Annotated in this window: 18 protein-coding genes; 11 read left to right on the top strand and 7 right to left on the bottom strand. The window is 31.3% G+C overall.

What is annotated here, in order from left to right; all coding sequences use genetic code 11:
* Positions 1 to 101: 101 nt before the first annotated feature.
* Positions 102 to 494, top strand: coding sequence for a hypothetical protein (locus KO464_10865; GenBank protein MCC7573858.1), 393 nt, complete (start codon positions 102 to 104; stop codon positions 492 to 494).
* A gap of 248 nt (positions 495 to 742) precedes the next feature.
* On the opposite strand, the gene KO464_10870 is transcribed toward KO464_10865, so the two are convergent.
* On the bottom strand, positions 743 to 1,096 hold the full coding sequence (locus tag KO464_10870; GenBank protein MCC7573859.1) for a cupin domain-containing protein: 354 nt from the start codon (positions 1,094 to 1,096) through the stop codon (positions 743 to 745).
* 48 nt (positions 1,097 to 1,144) lie between these two features.
* Positions 1,145 to 1,354, bottom strand: a complete 210-nt coding sequence (locus tag KO464_10875; protein ID MCC7573860.1) for a hypothetical protein — start codon at positions 1,352 to 1,354, stop codon at positions 1,145 to 1,147.
* Positions 1,355 to 2,061: 707 nt separating this feature from the next.
* Here KO464_10875 and KO464_10880 point away from each other — a divergent pair.
* Positions 2,062 to 2,274 carry a hypothetical protein gene (locus KO464_10880; GenBank protein ID MCC7573861.1) on the top strand — a complete coding sequence of 71 codons (213 nt, stop codon included), beginning with the start codon at positions 2,062 to 2,064 and terminating at the stop codon, positions 2,272 to 2,274.
* Positions 2,275 to 2,560: 286 nt separating this feature from the next.
* Here KO464_10880 and KO464_10885 read toward each other — a convergent pair whose 3' ends face one another.
* On the bottom strand, positions 2,561 to 3,055 hold the full coding sequence (locus KO464_10885) for a peptidyl-prolyl cis-trans isomerase (GenBank protein ID MCC7573862.1): 495 nt from the start codon (positions 3,053 to 3,055) through the stop codon (positions 2,561 to 2,563).
* Between the two features lie 89 nt (positions 3,056 to 3,144).
* On the opposite strand from KO464_10885, the gene KO464_10890 reads away from it, so the two are divergent.
* Genes KO464_10890 through KO464_10910 form a run of 5 tightly spaced genes read left to right on the top strand, consistent with a single transcriptional unit; the run spans position 3,145 to position 4,771 of the window.
* Positions 3,145 to 3,912 carry a class I SAM-dependent methyltransferase gene (locus KO464_10890; protein ID MCC7573863.1) on the top strand — a complete coding sequence of 256 codons (768 nt, stop codon included), beginning with the start codon at positions 3,145 to 3,147 and terminating at the stop codon, positions 3,910 to 3,912.
* Positions 3,913 to 3,946: 34 nt separating this feature from the next.
* Positions 3,947 to 4,141, top strand: a complete 195-nt coding sequence (locus KO464_10895; protein MCC7573864.1) for a hypothetical protein — start codon at positions 3,947 to 3,949, stop codon at positions 4,139 to 4,141.
* Positions 4,138 to 4,404, top strand: coding sequence for a DUF1638 domain-containing protein (locus tag KO464_10900; protein MCC7573865.1), 267 nt, complete (start codon positions 4,138 to 4,140; stop codon positions 4,402 to 4,404). Before KO464_10895 ends, KO464_10900 begins: the two co-directional genes overlap by 4 nt.
* Positions 4,374 to 4,577 (top strand): DUF1638 domain-containing protein, encoded by a 204-nt coding sequence (locus tag KO464_10905; GenBank protein MCC7573866.1) that lies wholly within the window; start codon positions 4,374 to 4,376, stop codon positions 4,575 to 4,577. Before KO464_10900 ends, KO464_10905 begins: the two co-directional genes overlap by 31 nt.
* Positions 4,526 to 4,771 (top strand): DUF1638 domain-containing protein, encoded by a 246-nt coding sequence (locus tag KO464_10910; GenBank protein ID MCC7573867.1) that lies wholly within the window; start codon positions 4,526 to 4,528, stop codon positions 4,769 to 4,771. The genes KO464_10905 and KO464_10910 overlap by 52 nt, the downstream gene beginning before the upstream one ends.
* On the opposite strand, the gene KO464_10915 is transcribed toward KO464_10910, so the two are convergent.
* Positions 4,772 to 5,656: a prenyltransferase gene (locus KO464_10915; protein MCC7573868.1), complete on the bottom strand. Its 885-nt coding sequence runs from the start codon at positions 5,654 to 5,656 to the stop codon at positions 4,772 to 4,774.
* A gap of 410 nt (positions 5,657 to 6,066) precedes the next feature.
* Here KO464_10915 and KO464_10920 point away from each other — a divergent pair, with 410 nt between their 5' ends.
* On the top strand, positions 6,067 to 6,282 hold the full coding sequence (locus KO464_10920) for a hypothetical protein (GenBank protein ID MCC7573869.1): 216 nt from the start codon (positions 6,067 to 6,069) through the stop codon (positions 6,280 to 6,282).
* A gap of 6 nt (positions 6,283 to 6,288) precedes the next feature.
* On the opposite strand, the gene KO464_10925 is transcribed toward KO464_10920, so the two are convergent.
* A complete protein-coding gene (locus KO464_10925) occupies positions 6,289 to 6,900 on the bottom strand; it encodes a PH domain-containing protein (protein MCC7573870.1) in 612 nt (203 codons plus the stop codon).
* Positions 6,901 to 6,937: 37 nt separating this feature from the next.
* Positions 6,938 to 7,315 carry a 3'-phosphoesterase gene (locus tag KO464_10930; protein MCC7573871.1) on the bottom strand — a complete coding sequence of 126 codons (378 nt, stop codon included), beginning with the start codon at positions 7,313 to 7,315 and terminating at the stop codon, positions 6,938 to 6,940.
* A 77-nt stretch (positions 7,316 to 7,392) separates the two neighbouring features.
* Here KO464_10930 and KO464_10935 point away from each other — a divergent pair, with 77 nt between their 5' ends.
* Both KO464_10935 and KO464_10940 read left to right on the top strand, forming a co-directional pair.
* Entirely contained in the window at positions 7,393 to 7,893 is a 501-nt protein-coding gene (locus KO464_10935; GenBank protein MCC7573872.1) for an asparaginase, read from the top strand.
* Positions 7,894 to 7,933: 40 nt separating this feature from the next.
* A complete protein-coding gene (locus tag KO464_10940; protein MCC7573873.1) occupies positions 7,934 to 9,301 on the top strand; it encodes an MFS transporter in 1,368 nt (455 codons plus the stop codon).
* 33 nt (positions 9,302 to 9,334) lie between these two features.
* Here the strand turns inward: KO464_10940 and KO464_10945 are convergent, their stop codons facing one another.
* On the bottom strand, positions 9,335 to 9,868 hold the full coding sequence (locus KO464_10945) for a tetratricopeptide repeat protein (protein ID MCC7573874.1): 534 nt from the start codon (positions 9,866 to 9,868) through the stop codon (positions 9,335 to 9,337).
* Between the two features lie 107 nt (positions 9,869 to 9,975).
* On the opposite strand from KO464_10945, the gene KO464_10950 reads away from it, so the two are divergent.
* On the top strand, positions 9,976 to 10,280 hold a 305-nt coding region (locus tag KO464_10950), incomplete at its 3' end, for a hypothetical protein (GenBank protein ID MCC7573875.1).

The following is a 10,280-nucleotide window of genomic DNA, read 5'->3' on the forward strand; positions in this document are numbered from 1 at the left end:
AATCTATAAATAATAGACTTAACATTTTATATATTATCATCCTAGATATAAAGAATTTAATGGAATGATAATATGAGAAGAATAGCTTTTTTGGGATAGTATTGGTTGCTATGTTGTTATTTTCAGGATGTGCTACAGAAACAAAACCAACTACTCCAACCGAAACTCCGAGTGATGAACCTGAATCCACAGAGGAACCCAAACCTACAGAGCCTCTCACAGAAACACCAGTTGAAGGCCCTAAGACCCCTGTGCAAACAAATTTATGGGAGGCGGATGGAATTATAGCACAAAATGAATACAAGAACAGCAGAGAATTTGGAGGAAGATTTTCTGTATATTGGTTCAACGATGATGAATACATTTACATGGCCTTGAAAGGTCAAACTTCAGGGTGGGTATCTATAGGGTTTGAACGTACTCTAGCAATTAGAGATGCAGACATGATTTTTGGTTTAGTAAGTAGAGGAATCCCGACAGTCCTCGATCAATAGTCTACTGGAGATTTTGGACCTCATCCATCAGATCAGTAACTTGGTGGTACAAATGATCTAATCGAAACTAGCGGTAGTGAGGCAAGCGGATTTACAATTATAGAATTCAAACGCAAACTTGATACTGGAAACGGATACGATAAATCATTTACTAAAAGCCAAAATATAACTATAATATGAGGTATAGGATCTTCGGATTCGATTAATGTCCCACATTCACTAAGAGGTGTCGGTAGTATAAAGTTAGATTAAATTATTATTTTTTTATTTTTATTGGTCAGCTCTAAATAATCTTCTCTAATGGGAAAGAATGCATCTATAATGTTACAATCTGTCAATGCTATACCAGAATGATTTATATTAGGTGGAACTATTGCTACATCTCCTTGTTTCATTATTCTTTTTTCATTTCCAACTTTGAACTCAAATTCTCCTCCAAGCATAGTTGCAACTTGTTCATGTAAATGAAAATGGTCAGGAAATATAGCTCCTGCTTGAATCTTCCAGTAAGCAAATGTCATGTTTTTTGAATGAATAAATTTGACTTTGATTTTTGGTAAGATATCTATTTCTTCAATTTCTTCAAGATTATTAAACGACATAATAACACCTATCTAAGATATGGATTTTTGTTAATAAGATTTGCGTAATTAGATATATCTTTTAGTCATGACTTTTATCCATTTGAAGTGGAGGATTAGGTGTATTAGCACAAAGATTCCCATTAAGATACCGGCCCTATCATGAATAAAATTGAGCCAGAAAGTCTGAAGATAAATTCCTATTCTAGCAAATAAAAGTAAAGACTCTTTAAATTTTAAAATACCAGTAATTAAACTAATGAAGAAAGTTAATCCCATGCCAATGTCAATAAAATAATTTAAATCTGATTTTTTCATCTAATCGCCCATTTTGCATTTCCCTTGATATAAAATATAAATAGTTTGCTAATATATATAGTTAAGGAGATACATTAAACAATTATTTCTTAATTTTAAAATAAAAAATAAAGGCGATCACAATTAGGGTAAACCATACCAAATTAGAGAAATACCAAGCCTCAATTATTTGAAAAGTAGTATAGGTTATGTATGTGATTAAAATACCCAATAAATTTAATATTACTCCCAAAATTAAATAAATTTTTGATATCTTTCTTTCATGAACTAAATTTTTATTAGATTTCAAATAATGATAAATTGAATAAGCTCCCGGAAAATAAGAGATAATTGCTGAACGAATAAATAAGTAGGATACTAAAATTAATATTTCTAATGAAATCATATAATCAATAATTATTGGCTTTAATAGTTTAAATTTTTATAGGGAGTTATAAAAAAATTTTTCGATATACACTTTTTATTAGTATTGACTCTTTAAGAACATCGTCGTGAAATCTTTTGAAACGGAGTTAAGGATTCTATCTTATCTATTACTTCAATTCCTTGTTGTGACTAAAGGTAATAATACTATATGAATCAAAAGAGTATCTTTAATCTGTATGAAGGTCGGAAGAATTCTTCTTATTTTTTTTAAAATCCTCAAATATACTAAAATCAAATAGAAATTGACAAAAGGCCATAATGTGAAATCAAGAAAAGGGATACGATGGAACAATAATGAAGAAGACTACGATTGTGAAATTCAAGCACTACATAATTTGCATAAAATAACAGAGACTAAAAAGAAAGTAAATCCAAGGAAAATTAAAATAACAAAGAAAGAAGGAGTTTCGAGTTTTCTAAAATATAGAAAAGCTTTGAAAGAGATCCAAAAGTAAAGCAGCTAAAGGTAAAAGCAGAACCTAAACCAAAGGAAATAAAAGAATGGCTAGAAGAAGATAAACCAACTGGTAAAACACAAAATGTTGCAATTATCCCTACGAAAGAGAAAAATTATAGATATGGCCACTTATCTCTGGCATACAAGACAGAGGGAGATGAAATTAGAATTGCAAACTTGGTAGATGAAAAGTCAAGTTCTAAAGTCCATATCAGAAAATTAAATAATAAAAAGAATAAGTTAAAACGTGCTTATTTCTTAAACGTAAAAAGAAAACAAAAGAATTAATTTTTGAGATACATCTTCTTGATTAAAACTGCTTCCTTTGGAACATCATCATGAAATCCTTTAGATATAGTAGGTACTAATTTAATTTTATCTATTACTTCAGTTCCTTTTACTACTTTACCAAAGACGGCATAACCAAATCCTTGTGGAGTTGTATTAACGTGGTCAAGGAAAGAGTTATCTGCAACATTAATAAAAAACTGAGAAGTTGCACTGTCAACTATATTAGTTCTTGCCATAGCTATTGTATATTTATTATTCTTAAGGCCATTTGTTGCTTCATTTTTTATAGGGGCTTTAGTTTTTTTCTCATTCATATTAGTATCTAGTCCACCACCCTGTATCATGAAATCATCTATTACTCTGTGAAAAATCAAGCCATCATAAAAGCCATCTTTAACGTACTCTATAAAATTTTCAACTGTTATTGGTGCTTTTTCCTCATCTAGTTCGATTTCAAAATCCCCATAAGAGGTCTCAAATACAACTATTTTTGGCATAATATCACCTAATTGATTTAATAACAATTTATTTAAAAGGGTAGTGATATTTAATTAAAACGTCAATAATCGTGGATATTATGATAGATGAATATCACAAGAAGATAATTAAAGAAGAATTTGCTAAACAATCTTCAACTTTAGAATCCTCCAACATCTTTACAGATGCTGAGATAACAGAAAAAATAAAAAAAGCTTTAGAGGTCAACAATCAAATGACTGTTCTTGACCTAGGCTGCGGACCGGGTATTTTAACTTCTTGTATTGCGCCTTTTTCCAAGACAATAATTGGTTTTGATATAACACCAGAGATGACTGCTAAGGCAAAATTAAGATGTAGTACTAGCAAAAATGCAGTTTTCTTGATAGGTGATGCCGAATGCCTTCCCTTTAAAGATAACTCATTTGATAGAATAGTGACTAGACTAACTTTACATCATTTTATGAGTATTGAAAGAGTATTGTCAGAGATGTACAGAGTATTAAAAGTTGGTGGAAAGGCTATTATTGTAGATATAATCTCATCAGAAAAAAAGAGTGAAGCTGAAATACATAATGCCCTTGAGAAGATACGGGATCCTTCTCATGTTAAGATGCTACCAAAGAGTGAATTATTATCTCTGACTAAAAATTCAGGATTTACTATAATCTCAGAAGATGCTTGGGTAAAACAAAGGTATTTTGATGAATGGATACATATAACTTCGAAAAATGAACTCTCTTATTCTTTGGGCATAATAATGAAAGTTCTTGCCATTTCAGGGGTCAGTGCAGGAATAGATTTAGAAGTCGAAAAATCAATAATTAAGTTTAACCATAATTGGATTATGATTACGAGTATAAAGTAAAAAAACTTATTAAAGCATACTCAAAAGTATTTTCATGAAACGTCTTGGCATTATATTATGCGAAGTCTTTGAAGAAGAGATGTTGCATTTATTACAAATAAATGAGGTTTTTGATAAGATAATAATAGTAGATAATGAATCATCCAAATACTTTCAACACGGACTTGAAAAAAATTTCCGCCGGAAAAAGTTAAAATTGCAAGGGAATTATGCTCAGTCCGTTTTTTGAAACGAGAACACCCTTTAGAAATTGTCCTTTATATCTTACCTTTTTATCTTCATACAAGCCCTAAAGAGATTAAAAACCAAGTTGTGAATGCCTCAAAAGAAATAGAAAAACATATTGACAAACTTATACTTTTTTATGGCCTCTGCGGTAATTCCCTTACAGATATAAAAAATCTTCTTAAAATTAATAGACTAAGGGTTCCTGCAACTATATTACTAGATGAAAAAAAGAAATTGTTGATGATTGTATATGCGCCTTATTAGGTTCAAGAGAAGAATATGCAAATGAGATATATAAGGAAGGCTGGACATGGTTTATGACAATAGGTTGGTCCAGACACTGGGATAAAATAGCTAAAGAAAGAGCTGAAATGTTAGGTCCCGAATATATGGAAGAACTTGCGAGAAAGTTAGGAATAGAAAACTTGATGGGCTAGAGAATCTTAAATTAATTTTTGATCATACAAAATACAAAAGACTTTTAGCTTTAGAATTGGGTTTTGAAAATAGTGAAGAATATAAAGATAAATGCGAAGAGTTTGCTTCTTGCTTAAATCTGAATCTTTGTTACAAAAAAGGATCTATAAAATTGCTAGAAGATACTATAAATGAATCTTTAAAAAATCTTTAATTAATTAAAGATAAATCCAAAAATCATAGCAAACATTACCACTACCATAAAAGCTGAGCTTAGCATTGGTGTTTTAGTTTTAGTAAATTTATATGAAGAGTATATCCCAAAAGGTATTGTTAGTAAAATAGAAATTCCAACTTGAACAGGCAATATTCTACCCATGAATAATATGGTGATAAAATACATCAAGAATACTAGGCTATAAAATAAAAAATGTGTTTTGTTCCCCAACTTAACTACAAGCGTATTCTTGCCAACAAATTTATCAGCAATTCTGTCCGCCCAATGAACCCCTAACAGATTCACGAATACTGATAGAAATATGGGTATTAGACTCAATATTGAATTAGTCGTTATGATGCCAGTTTGTGCAGTGTACCCCATTAATGTCATGAAAAAACCACCTAAAATTGCATTGTCGACCTCACCTAAACTTTTTCTTTCTAACGAAAACGGAGGCATTGAATAAATCCAGCCGCCAACAAGTGCAGGGAACACAATCCAAAGAATATTAGGTGTGAAAATACCAAAAAATATTGATAAAAAAGAAATCAATAATGTGGCGATAAGAAATATAATTGCAGAATAAATAGCCCACTTTATTGGGATAATTCCTGAAGGTAATACTCCACTGCCTCCAGAGTAAAGAGTCCTTCTAGTTAGGCTATCTGTGTCAACATCGGCATATTCATCTGCATAGTGCCCCATCAAAGTTCCGGTTGTAAGGACTATGAGTCCGATGATTGCTTTAGTAAGATCTAAAACTTTAAATTCATGATAAGCCATTGATAAGCCAACGAGATAGGCTATTAACCCAGCAATTAATACAAAAGGTCTTCCCATCTTTAATAATGCAAAAATTTGCTGTTTAGATAATAACATATCGTATCTATCTAAAATAATAAAAAGATGTATATTAATTTATTTAAAAAAGAATTATTGAATTAAAATCCATAGATTATTCTTAACATAGCTACAAATGCTAAAGAACCTACCCATATACAAAATGGTACTAAAAAGCCACTTTTTGTAAAACAACTTAGAGATGATCCGTTCATATAAACTCCTCTTTCTCCACATTATATGTTGCATTAATTATATATAAATGTTTCGATATTGATAAGCAATAATCCTCAATCAAATTGCCAATTATACCAATTCATCTAGTCTATTTAGAACTCGATAACTATTTAAAAAGTTATGGACAAAAATATTTTCGGCAATTAGCGAATATTTTTACAATTGGCGGAAATTTATAAATTATTAAAATACATTACTAATGAGGTATACAAATGTTAAATGAAATATCATATTACCCTATTTTTGGATATCCCTTTATACTCTATCTTGGATTAATAGCCGTGGTCCTTTTTCTAATCGCTGTTTCCATATCAACTGTCTTTAAAGTAAAAATAAAAAGTCATTATAAAGTTCATGGGCAAATTGCAATTATTTCAATAGTGATCGCATTGTTACATGCCTTAATGGGAATATTAGCATATTTTTAATATCTCCTATAGTTTTTCTTCCAATAATTTTCTGATTTTTACAAGTTCTTTTGTAGCACTGTCTTCATTTGAAACATCATAAGTTTCAACAGCCATTGGCTTTTCGCCCCTTACAAAATCCATTATTAAATCTCTTATTTCAGAAAAGTTTTCCATAGCGTCTATTTTTATTTCAGAAAAATTTCCCGATGCTGAAGCAGCAGAATATCCGGCAGTTTGTATTTTTAACGAAGCAATTCCCAAACTTCTCGATAGTGGCCCCTGTTTAATATCAATATTGGTAATTCGATTATAAGGGACGACTCCGATTGTTTTAAACCACACGCCTCTATTCCAAGTTATTTCGCTATCTGTCATTTTATATACGATTGAGGCGTGATACTTAGGTATCCAATAAAGAGTAAAGAGCATTGTTGTTGCAAGAGGAATTAATGTGAGTACTATAAAAATTAATCTCAAGATATTAATTGTAGAGAAATAGACAACAACTATTGTTGGGAGATACCAAATAAGAATTCCAAAGACAAGGATTAATAATAGATATATGTAATAAAGTTTTTTTAGTTTTTCTGAGGGTTTAAATTCCTCACCAATTTTTATTGTTGAAAGTTCTTCCATAAAAATACTAAGATTTATATTTTTTAACTTTAACGTTTCACTCACATTTGAATATCATCCAATTTTTCTCTTGATCTTTGAACCTGATAAGACAATATCTCCCTGTAAGCCTTTTACCATCTAGATTTATCACTATTTTGTTTTTTTCATTTTCGATAAAAGAGAATGTTCCTTTGTCCCATATTTCAACTTTTCCGGCCCCATAATCTCCTTCAGGAATTATTCCTTCAAAATTAGCATATTCAAGTGGATGATCTTCAGTTAATACTGCAAGTCTTTTTACTCCTCTTTCAGTTGGAGGGAATTTCGGTATTGCCCAAGACTTTAGTGTCCCGTTAATTTCTAGTCTAAAATCATAATGGAGACGTGTGGCGTCGTGTTTATGGATAACGAATATTCTTTCATTTTCTGCCATAGGACCACCTTAAGATATGAGATAACACTACCTATACTCTAATTATATTTATTAAGTTTGAGCTTAAATATAATAATATGGCTACCAAAATATTTGTTACTGGTGGAACATTTGACAAAGAGTATAATGAGGTTAAGGGAGAATTATTTTTTAAAGATACACATTTGCCTGAAATGCTAAACATGGGGAGATGTAAACTTTCAGTAGAAATTAGGACTTTGATGATGATGGATAGTCTGGATATGACAGATGAAGATAGATATATCATCCTTGAAAACTGCAAGAATGCAAAAGAAGAACAAATAGTAATAACTCACGGAACTGATACAATGATAGAAACTGCAAAATTACTTGCAAGTAAGATAAATAATAAAACAATAGTATTGACAGGTGCAATGATTCCTTATAAATTCGGGAGTTCTGATGGCCTATTCAACTTAGGTAGTGCTCTTGCATTTGTTCAGACTTTACCCATTGGAACATATATAGCAATGAATGGAAAATATTTTCATTGGGACAATGTGAAAAAAAATAAAGATCTGGGTGAATTTGAAGAAATAGAATATGATTTGATTTAATTTACAAGTCGATATTCAAATTAGATAATTTTATAATCCAATGAAATGGACTAATGTAACTGGTGATCTAATGGTCAAATCAATGAAACTTGATTTTAAGAAATATCGTTTACTAATCTTTTTGATTATTGGTCTCGGTTACCTTTTAGTCTTTTTCCATAGAGTGGCTCCTGCGGTTGTTGCGATTGACATGATGAATGACTTAAAAGCTGGCGCTGTTCTTATAGGATTGTTAGCTTCTGGATATTTCTATCCTTATGCCATAATGCAACTTCCAACAGGAATCTTATCAGATTCATGGGGGCCAAGAAAAACTATAACTTTATTCTTTTTAATTGCATCAGTTGGATCTGTAATACTGGGTTTATCATTGGACATATCTTCAGCAATTCTCGGAAGAGTGTTAGTAGGACTTGGTGCTTCAACTTTATACGTTTGTGCACTTAAGATTTTATCACAATGGTACAAAGGAGAGGAATTTGCAACGATGACTGGATTTTTGATAGCTATAGGAGGTGTTGGACTTTTGGTGTCTACAATACCACTTGCGCTATTATCAAATGCTGTTGGATGGAGAATTCCCTTTATTTTAACAGGGGCAATTACATTACTACTTGCAGCATTGGTTTGGGTTTTTGTTAGAAATTCGCCTCAAGAGGTTGGGATGCCTGCAGTTATTACAGATAAATCTTCTAAAGACTCTGGTATGCCCTTACTCGGAATGCCTGCAGTTGTAAAAAACAACGCTTCTAATCACCAGAGGCCTCCGATGCTTAAGAGTGTGATAATGGTGCTGAGCCTAAAATACTACTGGCCTGCTTCTATCTGGATGTTCTGTACAATGGCCATATATTTGGCGTTTGGCGGTCTTTGGGGAGGGCCTTATCTAATACAAATATATGGAATGACAAAAGTAGAAGCTAGTAGAGTTTTATCGATGATAGCCGTTGGTATGATAATAGGAAGTCCATTAATGGGTTTATTGTCAGATCGAATAATTAAAAGAAGGAAGATTGTAGTAAATGTATCAAGTGCTATATTGCTCATGATTATGATATTTCTTTATTTTTGGGTATCATCTATTCCAACTTTGGGATTATATATAATATGTTTAGGCTTAGGGATATTCTCAGTAGGAACAGTGGCAATAGGCTATGCCTTGATAAAAGATCTTTACCCTGTTGAAATTGCTGGAACTTCTACAGGGATTGCAAACTTTTTCCCATTTATGATGGGCGCAATCTATCAACCTCTGATGGGATATATCTTGGAACTTAATGGAAAAATAGGAGATTCTTATACCATTATAGGATACCAAAATGCATTTTTAGTCCTATTGATTTCCTCAATGATTGCATTTGTTGCGAGCTTTTTTATCAAAGAAAATAGCTATAAAAGTTCGAAATAGACTATAGACAACTTATTCAATTAAATGCTTGGCCTACTTCTTACGTAATAGTTCTTTCAGTTCTTTAACAGCTTCTTGAGATATTTCGTAAAGCCTAGTATCGAATGTTTGTTCTTCCCAAGAGGGGCTGTGATAGTATTTAGAGGTAAGTTTAGCTGCTGTTTTATATGAATCTAATGCTTTTTTAATATTATTATCTTTGTCATTTAATTCAGAAAGAAATCTGTAAGTATTTCCAAGATTATACTGTGCCATTGCATGGTATAAGGGGAATTCACTGGGATTATTTAATTTAATCGCTTCCTCTAGGTATTCAATAGATTTAATTAGATTAGTTTCACTATTCTCATATTCAGCCATAGCACAATAAGCCGCTCCAAGAGTGTTTAAAATTTCAGAACATCTCCCTGTGCAATCTAGCTGAGAAAAAATATCTAATGCTTCTTCTAATATATTTATGGCTTTTTTTAAAGAAATCGGACTTTTGTGATTTAATAAATCATAGCCATTTTTACAGAGAGTATTTGCTTCTATTAGATATGCATCAGCATTAAAATCAACGTCCATCGACTTTAGTATAAATATAAAGAAATATAAAGTTTTCGTATTGAGTTTATAGAATCAGATGCTCTTAGAAATGATAATTTTTTATATTAAGTAACTAAAAAACAATTATGAGAAAATTAATTGTTTTTATTTTTATACTTTTTATTTCAACGTGTTGCGTCGAGAGTATAAAATCAAAATATTACTCAGTCAATGTATCCGATGCTGTTGTAGTTGTAAAAATTATAGACGGCGACACTATTGATGTGACAAATGATGGAAAAATTGAGAGGATTAGACTTGTGGGGGTAGATACACCTGAACCTTATTCAAATAATAATGAAAGCAAATGGTACGGGCTTCCAAATACTCATCTAAAAAAATGGGGAATTAATGCAATGGATTATACCTATAAAAGATTATACAAAAATGA

This window comes from Methanofastidiosum sp., from assembly GCA_020854815.1.
GTDB lineage: Archaea > Methanobacteriota_B > Thermococci > Methanofastidiosales > Methanofastidiosaceae > Methanofastidiosum.